Annotated in this window: 19 protein-coding genes; 7 read left to right on the forward strand and 12 right to left on the reverse strand. The window is 52.4% G+C overall.

The features are described from left to right. Window positions 1-74: 74 nt before the first annotated feature. The 10 genes from efp to IPG22_00765 all read right to left on the reverse strand — a co-directional run bounded on the left by efp (window position 75) and on the right by IPG22_00765 (window position 10,663). Window positions 75-638: an elongation factor P gene (efp, locus tag IPG22_00720; protein ID MBK6586833.1), complete on the reverse strand. Its 564-nt coding sequence runs from the start codon at window positions 636-638 to the stop codon at window positions 75-77. 99 nt (window positions 639-737) lie between these two features. Next, complete coding sequence (locus IPG22_00725; protein MBK6586834.1) at window positions 738-1,241, reverse strand: hypothetical protein; 504 nt, start codon at window positions 1,239-1,241, stop codon at window positions 738-740. 35 nt (window positions 1,242-1,276) lie between these two features. Continuing rightward, complete coding sequence (locus tag IPG22_00730) at window positions 1,277-3,154, reverse strand: PEP/pyruvate-binding domain-containing protein (GenBank protein MBK6586835.1); 1,878 nt, start codon at window positions 3,152-3,154, stop codon at window positions 1,277-1,279. 93 nt (window positions 3,155-3,247) lie between these two features. After that, window positions 3,248-3,919 (reverse strand): carbonate dehydratase, encoded by a 672-nt coding sequence (can, locus tag IPG22_00735; GenBank protein MBK6586836.1) that lies wholly within the window; start codon window positions 3,917-3,919, stop codon window positions 3,248-3,250. Between the two features lie 22 nt (window positions 3,920-3,941). After that, entirely contained in the window at window positions 3,942-5,198 is a 1,257-nt protein-coding gene (locus IPG22_00740; protein ID MBK6586837.1) for a glycosyltransferase family 1 protein, read from the reverse strand. A gap of 3 nt (window positions 5,199-5,201) precedes the next feature. Then, entirely contained in the window at window positions 5,202-5,405 is a 204-nt protein-coding gene (locus IPG22_00745; GenBank protein MBK6586838.1) for a hypothetical protein, read from the reverse strand. Window positions 5,406-5,407: 2 nt separating this feature from the next. Next, window positions 5,408-6,463 carry a DUF4349 domain-containing protein gene (locus tag IPG22_00750; GenBank protein MBK6586839.1) on the reverse strand — a complete coding sequence of 352 codons (1,056 nt, stop codon included), beginning with the start codon at window positions 6,461-6,463 and terminating at the stop codon, window positions 5,408-5,410. Window positions 6,464-6,510: 47 nt separating this feature from the next. Beyond that, window positions 6,511-7,137: a DUF4126 domain-containing protein gene (locus tag IPG22_00755; GenBank protein ID MBK6586840.1), complete on the reverse strand. Its 627-nt coding sequence runs from the start codon at window positions 7,135-7,137 to the stop codon at window positions 6,511-6,513. Window positions 7,138-7,741: 604 nt separating this feature from the next. Further along, window positions 7,742-9,094, reverse strand: a complete 1,353-nt coding sequence (locus tag IPG22_00760) for a sigma-54-dependent Fis family transcriptional regulator (protein ID MBK6586841.1) — start codon at window positions 9,092-9,094, stop codon at window positions 7,742-7,744. A 69-nt stretch (window positions 9,095-9,163) separates the two neighbouring features. Further along, entirely contained in the window at window positions 9,164-10,663 is a 1,500-nt protein-coding gene (locus tag IPG22_00765; protein ID MBK6586842.1) for a HAMP domain-containing protein, read from the reverse strand. Window positions 10,664-10,801: 138 nt separating this feature from the next. On the opposite strand from IPG22_00765, the gene IPG22_00770 reads away from it, so the two are divergent. From IPG22_00770 to IPG22_00790, 5 genes are all read left to right on the forward strand, one after another. After that, window positions 10,802-12,469 carry a hypothetical protein gene (locus IPG22_00770; protein ID MBK6586843.1) on the forward strand — a complete coding sequence of 556 codons (1,668 nt, stop codon included), beginning with the start codon at window positions 10,802-10,804 and terminating at the stop codon, window positions 12,467-12,469. A 303-nt stretch (window positions 12,470-12,772) separates the two neighbouring features. Then, window positions 12,773-14,014, forward strand: coding sequence for a hypothetical protein (locus IPG22_00775; GenBank protein ID MBK6586844.1), 1,242 nt, complete (start codon window positions 12,773-12,775; stop codon window positions 14,012-14,014). Window positions 14,015-14,100: 86 nt separating this feature from the next. Next, the gene (gene rnc, locus IPG22_00780; GenBank protein MBK6586845.1) at window positions 14,101-14,832 is read left to right on the forward strand and encodes a ribonuclease III; all 732 of its coding nucleotides are present in this window, start codon (window positions 14,101-14,103) and stop codon (window positions 14,830-14,832) included. Between the two features lie 75 nt (window positions 14,833-14,907). Beyond that, on the forward strand, window positions 14,908-15,738 hold the full coding sequence (gene lepB / locus IPG22_00785) for a signal peptidase I (protein MBK6586846.1): 831 nt from the start codon (window positions 14,908-14,910) through the stop codon (window positions 15,736-15,738). Window positions 15,739-15,837: 99 nt separating this feature from the next. Beyond that, on the forward strand, window positions 15,838-16,728 hold the full coding sequence (locus tag IPG22_00790) for a pseudouridine-5'-phosphate glycosidase (protein ID MBK6586847.1): 891 nt from the start codon (window positions 15,838-15,840) through the stop codon (window positions 16,726-16,728). 151 nt (window positions 16,729-16,879) lie between these two features. Here the strand turns inward: IPG22_00790 and IPG22_00795 are convergent, their stop codons facing one another. Together IPG22_00795 and ruvC are read right to left on the reverse strand one after the other, a co-directional pair. Further along, window positions 16,880-17,692, reverse strand: coding sequence for a hypothetical protein (locus IPG22_00795; GenBank protein MBK6586848.1), 813 nt, complete (start codon window positions 17,690-17,692; stop codon window positions 16,880-16,882). Window positions 17,693-17,820: 128 nt separating this feature from the next. Then, window positions 17,821-18,327, reverse strand: coding sequence for a crossover junction endodeoxyribonuclease RuvC (gene ruvC, locus IPG22_00800; protein MBK6586849.1), 507 nt, complete (start codon window positions 18,325-18,327; stop codon window positions 17,821-17,823). Between the two features lie 142 nt (window positions 18,328-18,469). Between ruvC and IPG22_00805 the strand changes: the two genes are divergently transcribed. After that, the gene (locus tag IPG22_00805; protein MBK6586850.1) at window positions 18,470-19,387 is read left to right on the forward strand and encodes a hypothetical protein; all 918 of its coding nucleotides are present in this window, start codon (window positions 18,470-18,472) and stop codon (window positions 19,385-19,387) included. A 151-nt stretch (window positions 19,388-19,538) separates the two neighbouring features. Further along, window positions 19,539-20,864: a fumarylacetoacetase gene (gene fahA, locus IPG22_00810; GenBank protein MBK6586851.1), complete on the forward strand. Its 1,326-nt coding sequence runs from the start codon at window positions 19,539-19,541 to the stop codon at window positions 20,862-20,864. Window positions 20,865-20,971: the final 107 nt, after the last annotated feature.

Raw genomic sequence — 20,971 nt, forward strand, 5'->3', positions numbered from 1 at the left:
TGTAATGGAAAAACGTCTAATAAGAGCGAATTCCTTAACTCTGTAACTCTGGCACTCTGCGGACCTTGAACTAATTATTTAACTCGTTCGAGATATTTCGCCTCGGTCGGGTTAACGCGGATCTTTTCGCCTTCGAGGATGAAGGGCGGAACCGAGACGGTAACTCCGTTTTCGAGGGTTGCGGGTTTGTTTGAATTCGAGGCGGTCGCTCCTTTCAGAGGCGGATCTGTGCGGGTAATGGTTAGATCCATTGTCGCAGGCAGTTCAACGCCGATCGGTGTGCCGTTATAAAACTCGACCTCGATCGTCAGGTTCGGCATCAGCCATTGAGCGGCATCGCCAAGTTCATCTTCGGTCAACTGAACCTGCTCGTAATTTTCATTGTTCATGAAGTGATGGTGCGAGCCGTCGGAATACAAGTACTCCATCTTCTGCTGATCGAGGGTTACTTTTTCGAGCGTGTCGTTCGAACGAAAGCGATATTCGAAAGAGTTTCCGGTGAGCAGATTTCGCAGCCGAGCCTGAACCATAGCCCGCAGATTGCCCGGCGTGTGGTGGTGAAATTCCATTACTCTGACCGGCACGCCCTCGTGCACGATTACCATTCCCTTTCTAATATCGTTTGCTGAAAGTGCCATAAATACCTATCTGATCTCCGTTATGTTAATAATGCGTTTGAACACAAAAGAGTTAGTTTAGTGAGGGCGCCCGTGTTTTGTCTAGCGAGCCCGACGTTCCTATGATTTCTTGAACGGCAGCGGCGGCGGCTCTTCGCCCTCTTTCGGCGAGGATTTATTGAGACCGTCGTAGATCATGATGATCTTGTCGATCCAGTCTTTTGCTTCGGCGTTTGCGGGATCATTCTTCAGTGCACGCCTGTAGTCGCCGAGCGCCGACGCGTATTGGCGAGCTTCGGTGAGGGCGGTCGCTCTTTTGTAATAAGCATCGCCAAGGGCTTTCGATGGTTTGCCGCCAGCAGCTTTTTCGGCCGACATGATCGCTGAATCGAATGCCGTCGTGTCGATCGGGTCGCCGCTTGCGGTCCATTTTGACTTCTCGCCTGATGCTGGTGGAGCGGTCTGGTTCGGAGTTTGGTTTTCAGTCGAATGTGCTATTGCGGTCTGTGACTTTTCTGGTGACTTGGCGACAGTTGCACTATTGTCACTTTGGGCGATAGGCTTCGCTGCGTTACTGCAGCCAAAAGCGAAACATAATGATAGACAAATAATTATTGATTTCATCGAGTTTTTCCTTATTTACCTGCGGGCGAGGCAGGTTATTTTTTTTCTATGTAGGGCCGAGATTGAACAATGTAGATCTTTCCGTTCAGGATTCCCCATTCAATATCCTGCTCTTTTTTTCCGTCAAATGCACTTCGAATGCTCATCGCCGCCTTGGCGAGCGACCGTGCCTGCAGGTCAGTTAAGACTCGTTTTTTTGCGCCGGCACATTTGTCAACAGTCACTTTGAGATCGCCATTCGTATCAAAGGCAAGGGCATTTTCCTGCTGGGAGAGAGTCATGACGATAACCGAATTCGATTTTGGATTGAACAAGATCTGTTCCGGAACGCCAGCATTATCTACGACCTTTGAATTGTGTCCGCAAACGGCGCTGATGTAGACCGCATCGCGGTTCCGCTCGTCGAATGGATCTTTCGTTATCATCACACCGCCTTTTTCCATATCTACGCCGAGTTGGATCAGCGCGGACATATAGACGTCAGATTGGCTAACGTAATTTCGGACGCGAGCCTCGTAGGCCTCAAATTTCCAGAGCGACGCCCACACCTTTTTCACGGCATCGACCAGTTTGTCTTCGCTGACGACATTGGGAACGCTGGAATAGAGGCCCGCACCGCTAAAATTAGGCAGGTCCTCTGAGTTTGACGAACTTCGCACGAAAACCGGTCTGGAGCCCAATTGGGATTTCCATTTCGCGATTATCTCTTTGCTCAATTCGTCATCGAACTTTCCATTCTGGATCATGCTTCGATATTCGTCGAGCTTTTGGCGTCGGTATTTTGGATTATGAACAAAGTTCAGATCCTCGCCCAGGTCTTCCATTATTTTGTCGAAACCGTTCGATCTCATGAACGCTTCGTACCAGTAGAACGGAACAGTAAACCCGTCGGGTATCGTAACGCCGGGAACCTTTGTCCGGATCATCTCGCCGAGGTTGGCTGATTTGGATCCGTAGGTGATGCTGTCTTTCTTACGCATTTCCGCTAATCCGGCCAATTTCTTCGTTTTCAAGTCGGCCGGCGGGATCTGCTGGTCCGGGGAGATAAATTGCGATCTGATCTCATCAGATGTCGCTCGCTCGAGTTTGTAATTTGTCAGGTTTGCTTCGAGCTTAAAGACGAACGTGTCATATTCTCGAAAAAGCTTGTCCGCATCCTTGATGTAAACGTTCGGTATGTTCCAGCCCTTGGCGAGGATGTTGATATGCGAAAGCGGTGACGACGGCTTGGCGATTATGATCCCGCGAACCGGCGGCAGCGAGATCGGGAGCTCTTTTAGGACGAGTATCTCGTTATCACCGATCTCTACAGTGTCATCGAGTTTGTCGATAATATGCAGACGACCGACGGCTTTGCCGGTGTTCAGGGCAAGATATGCCTGATTGCGGTTCAGCTCATCCTGCAAAACCCGGTCAATACCGGTCGTAGCGGTCGCGTCTTCCTGACGGATTGAATTTGGCTTGAAGTAGATCTTCTGAAAGAACGTCTTCGCGATCGCGTCATTTGCGGCTTTGATAATATCAGCCGAGGCAAGGTCGCCCTCCCAGAGCTCCCACGTGTACTTTTCAACGGTTTTTTGCCAGGCGATGGTTCCGACGATGTAGCGCCGATCCTGATCGACGTAAATTGGTTTGAATACGTCTGCGCCACGCGGGACCAGATAAGTCGCCAGCAAAAAGTCTTTGTGAAATCTGAATTTCTGGGAATTAACGTAATAGACCTTGTTTTGTGCACGCCGATCGATGACGAACATCGTATGCGGCATTGCATATGGCGTTCCGGCGTGATAAACGCGCCTTATGCTGTCGAAATCAGCCTGAGACGCTACCTTCGCCAGAGAATTCTTAGGCGAATCCGGCTTGTGATCCATCGCGCCCTTTGGCTCACGGGTTGGTGACGGCTTACGGGACATTTGTCCGAAACCGGAGACGCAAAGAGCCGACAAAAACAAGGCAACCGTCAGGAAACGTGTAAAAGAATTTGAGCTCAGCATATTTACGGGAAATTAGTTAGATGCCCGATCCGCACTCTGGCGTTTATCGGTGAAAAGAAAAGCATTGCGGAGCCCTTTCAGCGATCCTTCGCCGTTGATCGAGATATCCAGATCACGGACCAGGCCGTCCTTTAATCCGTAGATCCAGCCGTGGATCTCGAGTTCCTGTCCATGGTTCCAGGCATCCTGCACGATCGTGGTTTCACCAACGTTCTGCACCTGTTCGGCGACATTCAACATGCACAGGCGGTCGAGTTTCTCATTTGGGTCGTCGATGCCATCGAGCAGGTTAGCGTGTAGATTGGCGGTGTCCTGGATATGCCGCAGCCAGTTATCGATCAGGCCGTGACGTTTTTGCTCCATTGCGGCCTGCACGCCGCCGCAGCCGTAATGGCCGCAAACGATTATGTGCTCGACCTGCAAAACCTCGACCGCGAATTGCAGAACCGAGAGGCAATTCATATCGGTATGGTTTACGAGATTTGCAACATTGCGGTGGACAAATATCTCGCCCGACTTGAGGCCGACGATCATATTGGCAGAAACGCGGCTGTCGGAGCAGCCGATCCACAAGTATTTCGGATTCTGCTGGTCCGCGAGGTCGGAAAAAAAATTAGGATTTTCCTCAGTGATCTGCCTGGACCAACGCTTGTTGTTTTCGAGAAGATCGTCAATTCTTATCACCTTCCTATCTTATCTGCTGAGGTCATTTACGCAAAATATCTTCGATCGCATCGCACGCGGCCGCAGTGCCGGTTTCTGAATCTACAATGCGTTTTAAGGCGGCGGCATTTGTCCGGTATTTTTCGTCGCTAAGTATCGACAGCAAGGCTCTTGCCGCCGTTTCGGCAGTGTAGCTGTCGCGATCAATGATCTCCGCGATCCCGGCTCGCCGGCACCTCGCCGCATTATCCGGCTGATCGTGGCTGAACGGAATGATCAAATGCGGCACACCGGCACGCAAAACCTGTCCGGTCGTTCCAACCCCAGCCTGATGAACAACACAGGCGGCCTTCGGGAAAACCTGTGAATACGGAGCAAAATCAAAGGCGACGACATTTTCGTCAAGCCCCGCGGGCAATTTCTGATCCCGCCCATAAAGTAAAACAGCCCGGCGGCCCAACAGCTTCGCCGCTTTTGCACTCTCGTCAAAGAAATCCCGCGAATCCATCACCGCTGCCGAACCGAGCGTGAACACGATCGGCGGTTCGCCTTCGTCGAGAAAAGCTGCGAGTTCATCCGGCAGCCTCGACGTTTCGCTTTCGTCGTAGAAACAAAATCCGGTCTGGATCGTCGGCGTAGGCCAATCGGGCTGAGGTTTCCCGATCGCCTCCGAAAACATCGCAAGATGCATTAACGGCGAGAATTTATTAGTAAATATCGGATCGTGATCCGGATCGAGTCCGAGATCGCGTCGAAATTTCTTGTAAGGCTCATACCAACCGCTGATCGTCCAGCGCATTACGCGAAACAATTCGCGGTGAAAGACGGCAGGCAGTGGGCGGAGAAATTCCAGCCAAGGTACCTGCGGATAAACGTTTGGATCCTCGGACGAGAACATGCACAGCGGCGAAAGGCTAGTGGTGATCCATTTGATGCCGGTTTTTTCCGCGATCGACGCGGCGGTATAAACGATCTCGCCATTGAGAAACACGTCCGCACCCTCAACCGCCGCGAGCATATCATCGTACATGTCGCGAACATTCGGCAGGATGATCTCGCGAATGACCATCTCAGGCCCGGTCGAGGCGTCCATCGTTTTGCGGATCAATTCGCTGTCAGTCGGGTCGAGATCGGGACGAAGCGGTGCGAATTCGAGGCCGTTATCGACGATCTTCTCGCGGTAGCCTTGCCAGGTATTGATGACGACGCTGTGGCCGCGGTGGCGTAATTCGCGGCCGAGAGCGATCATCGGATGCAAATCCCCCAGCGAGCCCATCGTTGATAGAACAATTCTCGCCATCGATCAATTTTCTTCCTCAATGGGCTCGGGCGTCTCGCTGGCTTTTCGCTCCTCAAGCCGTGCTTTGATCTGGAAACGCATCCCGATAAAATAGCTGCACACCGCGAAGACGACGGACGCGAACGCCCAATCAAAATTGTCGCTCCACAAAAAATAAGCGGCGATTCCACCGAGGATCACCGCGAGTATTTGAAAAATTCTATCCATGATCATTCAGGCCGGATCTCTTCCTTCGCGATATCGACCACCGAGAGCGGCCGACTGCGCCGACGCATATAAGTTCGTCCGATCAGATAGGCCGGAATTCCAATAAACACCGCAAAGGGCAGTACACCGACGATGAAAGTAACGAGACCCAGCATAAAGTCTAACGCAAAATCAAAGCCATTGCCGAACGACTCCGAAAGCCGGTAAAAGAAACCTGCCGAATTTGTTGAGAAAACGGCAGGCGTCTGTAAGCGGATCTTGATCGTTGAAAGTGTCGCCTGATTCTCTAGGAACCGCTTGCGGCCTTCGACTTTCTCGATCTCTCCGCGAACATCGGCAAGCTGGCCCTGGACATTCAGAGCGTCCTCGACAGTATTGGCCCGCTTCATGATCTCCATGAACTGCCGTTCGAGAGCTTTCTGAGCCTTGAGTCGGGCCTCGATGTCGATAAATTCTTCGGTTACATCCTGGCCTTTAATTGTTTCCACGATCACGCGGCTCGACACCGTTCGGATCTCATCCAGAGTTTCGGTGAACTTTTCCGCCGGAACGCGGACGGTCATTTGGACGATGTCACGACGATTCGCCTTGAGATCGCTGCCGCTTTGCTGCGATTCGACCACGAAACCGCTTTTGCTCTGAACGATTGTCGCAATCCGCTTTTGAGCTTCTTCCGGTTGTTCGGATTCGAGGCTCAGTTCGGCGTTCTGGATTATCTTTCTATCGCTGGGGATCGAGTTCGACTGCGAGGCGACAGCTTGGTTGAGAGAAACCGCGGGTGCTTTTGTTACGATTGCGTTGAAAACGGGGGCTTCCTTTGCACCACCGCCCCCGCCGCCGCTATTGGTATCTGATGCGAGGTTTCGCTGGGCGACTGTGGCTGGCTCAGCGTCAGGCAGAAAGGAAGGTAGACCGCTCGATGCAATGTCATAGACGCCGAACGAAACGCCGTTAGAATTTGAAGGTTTATTGGCAGTTTGTCTTGTGGAACTGGTGCTGCCGCAACCGACAAGGGCCATCGATGCGAAAATAAGGCTCGTCAAAAAGATCTTGTTCATTTGTTCCTCCGCACAATTAGATGCCGAAAAACAAAGAACGTTCCAATTTAGCCCGCCTTGCGTGCAACAGTCTCAAAACTATCGCCCCTGAAAAACGCCGCGACCGCCTGAAACAGCCGTCGAATGGCACGGAAAACCTTTGGGAAAAACCACAGGAACGCGATCACGAAGATCCCGAGAATACCCGCGATGATGAATGGTGCGAAAACTGCGAGAAATGTACCCAGAAATGCGATCGCATCTTCGACTAGCGAAAGAACCCAGTTCGATACTGGCTCAGGGGATAGATTCGCTCCGATGCGAGCCGCAGCCTTGGTTCCGTGCGACGCAAAAGCCAAGCCGCCGCCAACCAACGTGGCAGGGATCGCGATACTCGGATCCAGATCCGTCGTCGCCGCATATGCCACGATCGCCCCGGCGGGAACACGGATAAACGTGTGAACCACGTCCCAAACGCTGTCAACATACGGTATCTTGTCCGCAAAGAATTCGACCAGATACAACCCGCCAGCAAACCCGATGATCCACCAATTATCCAGCACATCCAGCCCGCCGGGCAGCTTCGTCGCTCCGAATTTTTGAAGCAGGCCGAGAACGGAGACGGTCGCGTAGAGATTAATGCCCGAGGTCCAGGCGGTGCCGAGTGCAAGGCTTAAAGTTGAGAACCATTCCATAGAAACTACCCCCTGAGGTTACTTGTTTCTCTTAAAAATCACCGCGATTACGTTTTCGGTAAAACCGAATCTGGCAATCCTGAGAAATAATACGTTACAGTGTGAATTGTGTTCGAAGTTTCGTAATCACCGTGAGTACCGTCAGCTTCCCATTTGAATTCGTATCGAATCTTCATCAACGATTCACGATCTACTTCCCGAAGAGGCAAGGAGAATAGTATCGATTTTCTACTTTTGATCGAATTGAACGAACATACGTGACAATATAACCTACCAGATTTCTTCTCGCCGCTTTTCTTGTCTTCGATTAAATAGTAAAGACTTGCATCGCCATAGCGATTGTCTGCAACACCAGACATATCAACGTAAATTGGCCAGCATGTGTTGTTGGTCAATTTGAAAAACAGATTGTTTGGATCATCCGACACATCGATTGGCTTAATCTTCTCCTGCCTCACGAACGTAAGAAAAACAGCTGGCTTGCTCGGATCAAGAAGTGGTTTCGTACAGGTCGGGCCAATATTCCTCGGTCTTAGACCGCCGGGGCGCGTTTGTCCGTGTGAGAACCCGACGAACGCAAGCATGAGCAGCAGGGCAACGCACTTCATTCGTCACCTTCCTCAGGACTACCATCCTTTTTGTACCCAAATTTTTCGAGCCGATATTGCAGCGTTCTGAAGGTCAACCCAAGTAATTTGGCGGATTTCGTTATGTTGTTATCCGTTCTCGCCATCGCCTGCATTATCAGGCTGCGCTCGACGTCTTCGAAATTTACGCCGTCGGCGGGAAGTTTGAAGAGGTCGTCGGAATTTGCAGCCGGCAAGCCGCCGCTGTGGGTCATTTCGGGCGGGAGGTCGTCGAGGGTTATGTTGTCGTCTTCGCAGAGGAGGATCGCTCGTTCGAGGGCCGATTCGAGCTGGCGGACGTTGCCGGGATATGAATATTCGTCGAGCAGCCGCCGGGCGTCAGTCGAGAATGTGATCTTCCGACTTGTGCCACGGGTGTGTTTTTTGACGAAGTATTCGATCAATACGGGAATATCCGTTCGCCGTTCACGCAAAGCGGGAAGCTCGATCGAAAGAACATTTAACCGGTAATAGAGATCCTCGCGAAAACGCTTTTCGCCGACCATGTGAAGCAGGTCGCGATTGGTTGCGGTGACGACTCGGACGTCGACATTCAGCTCACGAACACCGCCAACGCGGCGGATCTGTTTTTCCTGCAATGCCCGCAGGATCTTTGCCTGGAGAGCAATGTCGAGTTCGCCGATCTCGTCGAGAAAGAGCGTCCCGCCGTCAGCAATCTCAAACAGGCCTTTTTTGTCGGAAACGGCTCCGGTGAACGAGCCTTTTTCGTGACCGAAAAGCTCAGATTCGAGCAGATTCTCGTTGATCGCCGCACAGTTTACCGCCTGAAAAACCTCGTTCGAACGCAGGCTGTTCTTGTGGATCGAGCGTGCGATCAGCTCCTTTCCCGTGCCGCTTTCGCCGCGGATGAGAACGGTGGAATTCGATTTAGCGATCTTCAGGATCAGCTTTTTGACCTTGTCCATCTCAGGTGAGACGGAGACGATCTCGGCATCGAGAGTCGTTAGTTTTTTCAGAGCCCGCGATACTGTTTCAAGCAGCTTTTCGCTGTCGTACGGTTTTTGCAGATACTCAAACGCACCGAGCCGCAGCGCATCGACGGCCGAATCGATCGTTCCGTGAGCCGTGAGCAGGATGACGATGATCGATTTATCGAAATCAGTCAGCGATTTCAGTAACTCAAGCCCGCTCATCCCGGTCATCTTCAGATCGGTCAAAACCAGATCAAAATGCCGGTCCGCGACAAACTTCATCGCCGCTTCGCCGGAACTCGCCGTCGTCACGTCGTAACCCTCGCCCGAAAGGATGGTTTCTAAGATTTCCCGCTGATTTTTCTCGTCATCAACGACGAGGATGCTCTTTCTTGCCATAAATTTATTTGCCACAGAGGTCACAGAGAAAAATCGAAAGCTTCTGTATAGGCTCTGTGTTCTCTGTGGCTAATTATCTGCCTTCGGTAATTTTACCGTAAACTTCGTACCCGCACCCACGGCCGATTCCACTTCGATCTTTCCATTATGTGTCTCGACGATCTTCTGTACGATCGCGAGGCCTAACCCCGTTCCGGTCTCTTTGGTGGAGAAGTACGGTTCGAATATCTTTGAGAGGTTTTCGGGTGAAATGCCGTTGCCTGTATCCGTTATTTCGAAATTTACAAACTCGCCGTTCTCGTCGGGTGATATTTTGATGCCGAGATGGCCGCCGGTCGATTCCATTGACTGTATCGCGTTGATGAAAAGGTTGTTAAAGACCGATCGGAGAAATTCCGGATCGCCCATGATCTCCGGTACATTTTCGTGCTCGACGATACCGATCGTCACGTTCTTTTCTTCAGCCTCGGCCTCGGCGATACGGAGCGAATCTTCGATCACTTTGCGGGCACCGACCGGTTTTAAGTCCGCTTTTGCGGGCCGCGAATAGTTTAGGAAATCTGATATCTGCTGATTGATACGTGCGACCTCACCCTTTAGCTGTAAGGTTAACTTGTCAAATGTCGCCTTCTTTTCCTCATCGGCCGGAGCGTACTTCGAGCGCAAATGATCGAGCGTCAGGTTGATGTAATTCAGCGGATTTCGGATCTCGTGAGCGATCGCGGAGCCGAGCCGTCCGACGACCGCGCTCTTTTCAGCCTGCTGGAGTTGGGCTTGCAGTTCTCGTGTTTTCTCGAGCTCAGCGGCCATTTCGTTGAAGTTTAGAGCGAGACGCCCCATTTCGTCGTAACGGTGAGCGTCCGGAACGCGAACCTTAAGATTTCCTTCGGCGACCTCGCGGGCGGCGTTTGAGAGATTTGCGATCGGACGGGCAAACCTCCAGACGAGCAGGAATGTGATCAGCGACGAAACCACGAGCGTTCCGAGCGTATAAACCAAAGGCTGGGCGGCTCGCCACGCCGATTCGCTCTTATGGTTCTTGATCAGGACCATCACATACCATCGGCCTTTGCTGGTCTCGATCGGGATCGCGTGAGCCTCGTCGTCATCGAATTTGTTGGCCGACGATCTTTTGTTTGGGAAATATTTCAGATCGTCGTTCAGCCTTGAATCCTCAACTAAAGGCGGCAGCGACGTCAATTCGGGTAAATGCTTATACGTGACATCGCCATTCTCCTCAGCGACCGGTAAGAGCTCGGGGTCGAGGCTGTCGATGATCTTCCATTCGTTATCAATAATGATTATGTCGCGAATTCGCTCGCGTGCATTCTCGTCTAAAAATCGCTGCCCCGGAACGTCAACAAAATCCTGAAGGCGGTCCTTTTCAGCCGTCATTCCCGTCAATCCGAGAGCAAAACCGGCGGCGATCGCTTGTTCCTGTTTTTCGCGGAGTTCGGTGTTCTCGTTCTGCGTGCGAAGGTTGAGATAGTACTGGACGCCGAGAGTTGCGATCAGTAATACAGCTAGTATCAGCAGCAGACGTCCGCGGAATGTATTAAAAAATCTCATTGAATCCACAACTTGCGCTGATAAAACCGCTTGCCTCACCGCGTCTTGAATGTTATAGTCAAGCCTAGTTCGTAAGCAAACGCCGGAAACGGCTATCCAACAATCTCCAAATTCAAGTCCGAGGATCTGAGGTAAAGCATGAAATTTATGTTCCCGAAATATTCTTTTGTTGGCCTTTTGCTGACAGTTTTCGCTGTCAGTCTGGTTTTCACCGGCAGCATTTCGGCCCAGTCGAAAAAAGCTCCTGCCAAGAAACCTGATGTCAAGAAGCCCGCGGCAAAGACCGTAGCTAAGAAGAACGAAAAGCAGGCAAAGGATGCAAAGAAAGATCGCGACAAGGCGAAATCTAAAGCGTCTGCAAAAGATACAAAACGGGACAAGGCTTCAGCCAAAGACAAACAGACCGCTAAAGAAAAAGCGAAAGCAGATTCAAAAACAGCTAAGAAAGATCCTAAAAAAGCATCCGAATCAAAAGCAGAAGCTAAAAAAGCCGCGGCTGAGAAACGCCGCATCGAGGCTGAACGCCGTGCAGCCGCCCTCGCTGAAGCGCGACGCCGCGAACAGGCTCGCCGCGAAGCTATCGCTCGCCGGATAGCGTTCGAACGAGGGCTTCGTACTGAGACAGTCTCGAATATCGCAAAAGACCAGACTGAAGGCGAAGACCTGAGTATTCGTCAAGCAGCGATCAATGCCCTTGGCTCGCGTGCGGGCTCGGTCGTAGTTATGGAGGCTCAGACTGGCAAGGTTTTGACCATTGTCAATCAGGATTGGGCAGTTCGCAGCAGCATTCGGCCGTGCTCTACAATCAAACTCGTAACCGCAGCGGCTGGACTTAACGAAGGTGTCATTAGCAAAGAGGATGGTTCTGTCCGCAATGCCTCCACCCGCCGCAAGCTTGATGACGCGATCGCCTACTCGGACAACGCATATTTCCAGCGTGCGGGTGCGAGCATCGGTAATACAAAGCTTGTCGAATACGGCAAAAAACTCGGCCTCGGCGAACAGACGGGAATTAACCTCGAAGGCGAAACGCCCGGCCGCCTGCCTTACACCAACAGCAACGCCCGCATCTATTCGCACGGCGACGATACGGAAGTTTCAACACTACAGCTCGCCGTTATGGCGGCCGCGATCACGAACGGCGGGCATCGCGTCCTTCCGCGTGTTCCGCGTAATGAAGTTGAGAAAGCGAAATTCCAGACCTTCTACAAGGCAAACGTCGATCTGCCGCAGCAGAACGTGCGCCGCGTGATCCCGGGAATGATGGGAGCTGCTGAATACGGCACCGCTCGCCGAAATATGAATCAGGGCCTCGGCGTCGCCGGAAAGACCGGTTCATGCATCGATAAAGGCTCGTGGGTCGGCCTGTTCACCTCGGTCGCACCGATCGAGCAGCCGAAATATGCCGTCGCGGTCATTACACGCGGCCCCGCGGAACGCGGACGTGCCGCAGCTGCTGTCGCCGCACAGGTTTACAACGCTCTCAGCAATCAGATCGTGCGAACGGACCGCAACCTGGCTCAGACAGAATTCAAGATCGCACCGCGAAATCAGCCAGTTATCAACAATACAGCCGTAGCTGATGCTGACGAAGATGAGGATGAAGCCGAGGCGGGGGAGACGAATGCCGTCGATATGGCCGGCATTGATACCAATGGCCGCAAGGTGATCATAGTTCCGAACGCACCTCAAACAAAGAAGTTAGTGACGAGAACGGGCTCATCAAAACCGGTCCTGCCGCCGGTCGTAATTACTTACGACAAAGAGAATAAGGAATCGCAGAACAAACCGGTTATCAAGCCATAACATTTTTGTTGCGGATCTTCGATATTTAGGACGTCTTACGCTTGATCGCGAGATGTCCTTTTTGTTGAACGGGGTCGCTTTCTGGCTTGACAGTAAAGGTAAGATTACGGGATTATTTAGCATCTCAAAAGATTTCTTTTGATTCGTCATTTATCACAGATTGTAAGGAATATTACGCAAAATCTTGCAACTTTTTTGCATAGTATATTCATCTGATGAAAGCTGAAACGGAAAACGTGTGTTTTCCGCAAAGCGATCGAACGGCGGAAATTTTTTAAGGGAACCACCCGAGGAAGGATTTAGATGAAAACGATTTTTAGATACACAAACATAGGGCTTTTGGCCGTCGCTATATTCGCAGCCGGAGCTTTAACAACTTTTGCTCAGGATCCATGCACGGACGCTGAAGGGCAAACGAGCTCGGGTGATAAGATCCGGGAACTCTACAAAGACAAGACAATTGCCGGCCGTAAAACTTTTGTTGAAGCAGGCAAGCAGTTCACCAGTAAGTACGGTTCTTGCGAAGTTACGAAGGAGCTAGCTGGCTGGCTGCAGGTCCAGATCCCGAATAACGAGAAAAAGATCAAAGAGATGGAAGAGGCGGAAGCTAAAAATAAGCTTGTCACCCGCTTCGATGCCTCGATCACCGCGAAGAACTGGGATGAAACCTTTGCTTCGGGTAAGGAAATTCTCCAGAAGTATCCTGATGAATTCAGAACTGTCGAGGTCGTGCTCGCGTCGGTAGGCGGTGAAGAAGCCTTCAAAGCAAATTTCAAGTACGTCGATGATGCGATCCGATTCGCAAAAGCATCGATCGCTGACCTGGAAGGCGGGAAGTCATTTATGGTTGGCGGGAAGGAGACGATCGGTCTTTTCGCTTTCTCTTATCCGAACCGGAATGATGCGATCGGCTGGATGAACCTTTATGTCGGCTACATGACTCAGGCCGGTAAGAAGGACAAGGCTGGGGCCGCTCCTTATCTCTACAAAGCTACCCAGTCGGCGAGCGACGCGGCTAAAAATCCTGTTTCGTTCGAAATGATCGGTGCATACTATTTTGAAGAGCTGAACAAAGTCGTTGAGAAGATCCAGATCGCGGCAAAGGATCAGAAAGATACGGATGCTCCTGATGTTGCAGCGAAAAAAGTGGAAGATATCAAGGCACTTGTTGCGATGTCTAATGGCATCTCTGAGCGTGCGATGGACGCCTTCTCACGTGCCTTCACGCTTGCCAAGGATCCGGCATACAAGGCAAGGATGAAAAAGAATGTTGCTGACGCCTACAAGGTCCGCTACGCGAAGGAAGAGGGCGTCGATGCTTGGATCACTTCAGCAGTGGCAAAGCCTTTCGTAAATCCGACTACGCCTGTCGCCCCGATCAGCGATCCTGAGCCGACGACGACCACGACCGGCTCAACGACCCCTCCGGTAGCGACTACGACGGCTCCGGCAGCAACCGCTAAGCCGACGACGCCCACGACGAAACCGGCGACACCGGCTAAGCCAGCAGGTACGGCGATCAAACCCGGAACGCCAAAAAAATAGTCAGAACGCTATCTAAAAATCGGTCGGGCGCATCTAACAATGCGTCCGACTTTCTTTTTCTCTCATACTTCATAAAATTAGGCTCAATGTCAGCCAAACTCGCTAAGCTCGAACACCTGATCGGCCACACGTTTCAGGACATTAAGATCCTCGAGCGAGCCGTGACGCATCGCTCCTGGGCGTACGAGAATCTTCCGGGTGCTTCTGAGGAGGCCGTTCGGGCGGTTGAGAACGAATCGATGGAGTTTGTCGGCGATTCAGTGCTCGGGCTTGCGATTGCCGAACAGCTCTATCAGGCTCACCCGAAAGGCAGTGAAGGCGACCTGACTCTGATGAAGCATCATCTCGTGAGCACGCTGACGCTTGGCCGGCTTGCGGAAAATTTGAGCATCGGCGAATTCCTTCGCGTTGGCCGCGGCGAGGAGAAAACAGGTGGACGCAAGAAACAAGCTTTGCTCGCAAATACGCTGGAGGCCGTGATCGCGGCTATATTTCTCGACGGTGGGTACATACCTGCACGGGCATTTATCGCCAGGCTTTTTGCTGACGAATTGAAAAACGCTTCCCCGCGCAATTCGATCGATTACAAAACGAAGCTCCAGGAATTGCTTCAAGGGGAAAAGCTCGCGGCGCCGAGTTACCACGTCGTCAAAACAGACGGCCCGCCTCACGACCGCACCTTTTCGGTCGAGGCAATCTGGGCCACCGGCAAGGCACGCGGCACCGGAAATTCGATAAAATCAGCTGAAATGATGGCCGCATCCGAGGCTCTCGAAATGCTGAGAAACGCTCGGGGTAAAGCGTCGACTTCGGAATAAAAACCATACGATCTCCATCCGCCGAGTTCGAGTCTGAACCATCGAGCCAGAGATTACGTAGTAAGATAACTATCAATGAGTAACGAAGAAACAGAGCCACAAACCGACGAAGACCAGAAGCCTCTCGGCCCGCCAAAATCGACCGCTCGCGAATATTTCGAATCATTTGCCGTCACGCTGGTTATGGCGATCTTTGGGATGACATTTATTTTGCAGGCGGTTACGGTTCCGACCGGGTCAATGCAGAATACGATCCTGGTCGGCGATTATCTGCTCGTAAACAAATTCATCTTCACACCAGGCGGCGGTTCGCTGCCGTTTCTGCCCCAGCGTGAGATCGAACGCGGCGACATCATCGTCTTCAAATATCCCGGCAATAAAGTTCGCCCCGAGGCGGATCGTTCAAGAAATCTGATCCCGTACCAGATCAATTATGTGAAGCGCGTGATCGGCCTGCCAGGAGAGACCATTGAGTTTCGTGATAATCAGGTTCTTATTAACGGTAAACTGCTGCCTGAGCACCGTGTCATAGGCGACGCTGAGGACAGCCAGTCAGCGCTCGAGACGACCGAGTTCGAGGAGGGCCGTTCAGAAGACAAGTACAGTGTCTTTTATTCAAAAGAGACGATGGACGCGGTAAAAGCTGGTAAGAAACTGACCCGTCAGGGCTATGAATTTGGCGTTGCCGGCAAACCTATGGTCGTTCCCGAAAACAGTTTTTTTGTCATGGGCGACAGCCGCGACAATAGCGAAGACAGCCGCTATTGGGGCTTTGTTCCCCGTGGCCTCATCATCGGCCGGGCAATGTTCGTCTACTGGTCCTGCGACCGCGGAGCGTCAAACGGCAGCATGGTCGGCTGCATCACGCACCCAAGGCTGAACCGGATCGGGAAATTTGTGAAGTAGGTTTGGAGAGTAACCACGAAATAACACAAAAAGAACACGAAAGATGAAGAACTTCTTTATTGTGTTCTTTTTGTGTTTTTTCGTGGCAAAAATTTCTTAATGCTAATTAATCTAAGCCAGGAAGTCTCATCCGCCATTCGTAACGGCGAACCGGTTGTGGCGCTCGAATCGACCGTCATCGCCCACGGCCTGCCTTACCCACAGAATGTCGAGACGGCGATGAAGTGCGAGGCGGCGGTTCGTGCACGTGGTGCGATACCTGCAACGATCGCCGTTTTTGACGGCGAATTCTATGTCGGGCTCGACGAGCATCAGATCGAGCGTCTTGCAACCGAAAAAGATATACGAAAGATCTCACGCCGCGATCTGCCCATCGCCGTGGCAAAAAAGCTCAACTGTGCAACCACCGTTGCGACCACCGCTTACATCGCTCACAAAGCGGGAATTCGCGTTTTCGCGACCGGTGGCATTGGCGGCGTGCATCGTGGGTTTGAAGCGGACATCTCCGCCGATCTGCCGGAACTTGCTCAAACGCCGATCACCGTGGTGTGTTCCGGTGCAAAGATCGTCCTCGACCTGCCCAGAACGCGAGAATGGCTAGAGACCAACGGCGTCACGGTCCTCGGCTGGCAATGCGATGAAATGCCCGCATTCTACAGCCGCACCAGCGGCCTCGCGATCGATGAAAGGGTAGAAAACGGCGCTGAGGCAGCTGCGGTTGCCCGGGCTCGGGACGAGATGAAACTGCAGAATTCGATACTCGTTACGGTTCCTGTTCCCATCGAATTCGAACTCGACCGCGAAAATGTCGAAATTCTCCTTGCCGAAGCCCTAAAACTCGCCGACGAACTAAGGGTGGGCGGCAAAGAGATCACACCATTCCTCCTCAGCCAACTGTCGGAACGCAGCAACGGCCGCACGCTCGCAGCAAATATTGCGTTGCTCGAAAGTAATGCGAGAGTCGCCGGCGAGATCGCAAAGGCACTGTAGCCGGGAACGCAGGAGCCCTCGTCTGCAAGCGTTCCGCTTCGGGACGCTCACGAACCCGATGGTGATGTGAGCTGAAAAATAACAACGTTCCTCAGGCCGGAGGAACCGGCGTTGCAGCCGAGGGCGGCCGCGTTCCCGGTTTGGCGTCCAGTCATTTCATCATTTTTTGCGTCAACGCGTCCAATCTCTTCTGCGCCTCAACAGCTTCGCTCGATGCAGGAAACTTGCTCACGATCTCTTTCCACGACGCGCCGTCATAGTGATAAGCCTTTGCGACAGAATTAAACAGAAAGATCACGCCGAGCTTGCGGTAGCGGTCGAGCATGTTGAAATTTAGGTAATAGCTGTGCAGCGGAGCACCGCTCGCGGCCATTTCCTTGCGGTTGAGACGGGATGCCGCGTTTTTCGTGAGGTCGGTTGCGATGCCTTCGAGCAGATCGCCGTAAAGCAGGAGCAGCGGCGGTTTGAACTTAGAATCGGGGTAAAGCGTGAAGAACTCGCTCGCCATTTCAACCGCCTCAAAGCCGCTCGACGCCTGAACAAGTTTGGCCAGCCGTTCCTCGTCACTTCCGCGAAACTTCCCAAACACCGCATCAGCCTGCACCCAGCCGAAATTCTTCGGCGGAACAGTAACCTTAAAGAACTTCACCCCGTCAGCCTCGGTCACGCCCTGGATCTGCACTTTCCGGCCGCGTGACATGCGGTGTACCGATTCTGAGAAGAGGCTCGGAAGTTTTCGCAGCACGGCGAGCGTTTCGTCAACGACGACGGCGGTTTGGCCGATCTCGGCGGATTTTGCGGGGACAGTCTTGGGTTTAGCGGAGGAGACGGGTTTCTTTTGAGCGGGAGCCGCTCCTGTAAACAAAATAAATAACGTAACCACAACCAACGCCCGCGACACCGGCGATCGGGTCAGAACCGCCTGCGTAAGCCGGCGGAACGACGCTGAAGCACCATCCAACATTGTTGTCTCTCTCAACATATGCTCGATCGATCTGGGAGACCGACAAAATTAATATTTAGACCGCGATTATATCCGCGTCAGGGTTTTGTTGTCCAGAAGTTTTTTCGGGGGTATTTCGTTCCGCCCGTCTAACGTCCGCCTTTCATTTGCTTCAACTTATCCTGGAGCCCCGCGTGGTGAAAATGACAAATAGCGATCGCGAGAGCGTCCGCCGCGTCGTGGGGCGTTGGGGCGGTTTTCATTCGCAGTAGGAGCTTTACCATTTCTTGAACCTGATGCTTCTCAGCGTTGCCGTAGCCGACGACGGTTTGTTTGACGAGCCGCGGAGCGTATTCGGCGATCTCGATGCCGTGCTGCTCCGCTAGCAGCAGCATTGTGCCGCGAACCTGCCCTAGCTTAAGTGCAACCCCGACGTTTATCGCGTAGAACGTATCTTCAACCGAAAGAACATCCGGCGAATGTTTGTCGAGTACGTCGGCAATGCCGTTATAAATATTCAGCAAACGCTTAGAAAATTGCTGCTTCGGGTTAGATCTGACCGTGCCGAAATCGACTAGAGCGTATTTTGAACCGCTCCCGTCAACGACGCCCCAACCGAGCGTTTCACTACCGGGATCAATTCCTAAAACGCGCATTAAGATCCTTTTCTAACCGAGGTTATGAAAAGATACTGCAGAATTTCAATGGGATGCAAGATGGGGCCGCGGTTTTTTTGGCAATTTGTAAAAATCACACAATATTCTTATCATCATGTTTTGCGCTTAGCCTATCCGATAAATGGACAATCAAAGCTCTGTCACGAACGTCAAGGAATCCGTTCGATCGCTGCTCGCCGGTGCGATCGATTATGCCGGGCTGTTTCCACCCGCCGGGCTGCCGATGTCAGAGGCCGTTATCAACTACGCGATGTACCGCAACAGCAATTATGGCTGGATGCTGGGGAATTTTGTGGTGCCATCGGTTCAGCTCCATGAATTTATTGAGAACGCCGGAGATTTTATTTCGCGCGATGGCAAAAGTGGCTGGCGGCTCAGCGTTCTCGCCGGTGAGGATCTGACCGAAACGTTTCATCAGATACGTGATTTTACAAGCAAATACAGCCCGGGCGTGATAATCGATTCCATCGAGGTCAGGGCAAATACGGTCTCAAAGATCGCCAACACGGTTACTTCGCTGCCTGCCGGCATGAAAGCCTATTTTGAGCTAGGGCTCGGCAAAAATTTCCCCGACCTGCTTGCAAAGGTCGCCTCGACCGAGCAGTTTGCCAAGATACGGACCGGCGGCGTTACGCCAGGTGCTTTTCCCGATTCGGCGGCAGTTATACGCTTCGTTCGTTCCTGCCTCGCCGCAAATGTGCCGTTCAAGGCAACCGCCGGGCTTCATCACCCGATCCGCTGCTTCCGGCCGCTGACATACGAGAATAACTCGCCAAAAGGGACGATGCACGGATTCCTAAATCTATTCCTTATGACGGGCTTCGCCCGCGAAGGATATCGGCCTAGCCTACTTGAGGACGTTATGGAAGAGGAGTTTGACGAGGTTTTTCGCTTCGCCGACCAGTCGGTCACCTGGCGAAACGAATATCGCATGAACACTTTTCAAATCGAATCGCTCCGAAAGAAAGGCATCCATTCCTTCGGCTCCTGCTCCTTCGACGAACCGATCGCAGACCTGCAGAAACTTGGGATCCTGTAGATCTTTTGCCCGCTAAACACGCGAAATACTCGAAATAAAAAGAGAAGAATTGAGCCGCCGTTATTACCGTGTCCGCTTGAATATGGGATACTGGTTTTATTGCCTTTCTCTTTTTCGCGTCTTTTCGCGTCTTTCGCGGGCAAAGAATCTTATGTACGAAATCAACGAAACCCACGACCCGACCCTCAAAAGCTGGGTCGAATCCGCTAACGATCCGAATACCGATTTTCCGATACAGAATTTGCCGTTCTGTATGTTTTGGCGCTCCGCGGCAAGCGAAGCTCCACACTTGGGCATCGGTATAGGCGATTATATCTTTGACCTTAAACAAGCGATCGTTGCGGGACTTCTCGGTAGCGGATTCGATCCGTTAGCCGAAGAGATCGAGCTTTGCGACCTTTCCTTCCTAACAGAGGTTTATGGCACAGCGATCCTGTCGGACCTGAGACGGTCGGCGTTCGAAGTCCTTCGCGACGACGCTGAGCCCGAGATCATCGAAGACGCGAAAGACTGCATGGTGCTGATGAGCAAGGTGGACCCCGAACTCGCATTTGAGATCGGCGACTACACCGATTTCTACTGCTCGATCTATCACGCGACGAATGTGGGGTCGATGTTTCGGCCGGATAATCCTTTGCTGCCGAATTATAAATATGTGCCGATCGGGTATCACGGCCGGGCTTCGTCGATCGTGATCTCGGGGACGGACATCAAGCGGCCGCATGGGCAGAATCGGACCGATCAGGAAGCTCCGCCGGTGTTTATTCAGTGCAAGAGTCTCGATTACGAGATGGAGGTCGGGTTTTTTGTCGGGCAGGGGAATGATCTCGGCACGTCGATCCCGATTGGCGAGGCGGAGAAACATATCTTTGGGCTGTGCCTCGTCAACGACTGGTCCGCCCGCGACATTCAGGCGTGGGAATACCAGCCGTTAGGGCCGTTTCTAGCAAAGAATTTCGCTACAACTATCTCGCCGTTCGTCGTCACGATGGAGGCCCTCGCACCGTTCCGCACCCCCGCATTCGAACGCGAAGAAGGCGATCCCGCACCGCTCGATTACCTTGCGGACAAAACAAACGAGAAAATCGGCGGCATCGACATCAATCTCGAGGTCTTTATCCAGACCGAGAAGATGCGTGCGGAAAACATCGCTCCGCACATGCTATCGCGTTCGAATATGAAGGACCTCTACTGGACCATCGCCCAGATGCTCACGCACCACGCGTCGAACGGCTGCAACCTCCAAACCGGCGACCTCATCGCGACCGGCACGATCTCCGGTAAAGAAAAGTCCGAACGCGGCTCAATGCTCGAACTAAGCTGGCGAGGCACCGAGCCTATTGAGCTGCCGTCGGGCGAGACCCGTCGATTTCTCGAAGACGGCGACGAGATCATCATGAAAGGCTACTGCGAACGCGAAGGCTTTCGCCGGATCGGCTTCGGCGAATGTCGCGGGCGGATCGTGCCTTCGGACTAAGGAGTTTTGCCGCAGATTTGCGCAGATGACGCGGATCAGAAAGGACATTAAATATCTTTTCTGATCTGCGTTGCCCGCGTAAATCTGCGGCAAAAACCTCTTTTCTG

The sequence above is a fragment of the Acidobacteriota bacterium genome (genome assembly GCA_016703965.1).
In the GTDB taxonomy this organism is placed as follows: domain Bacteria; phylum Acidobacteriota; class Blastocatellia; order Pyrinomonadales; family Pyrinomonadaceae; genus OLB17.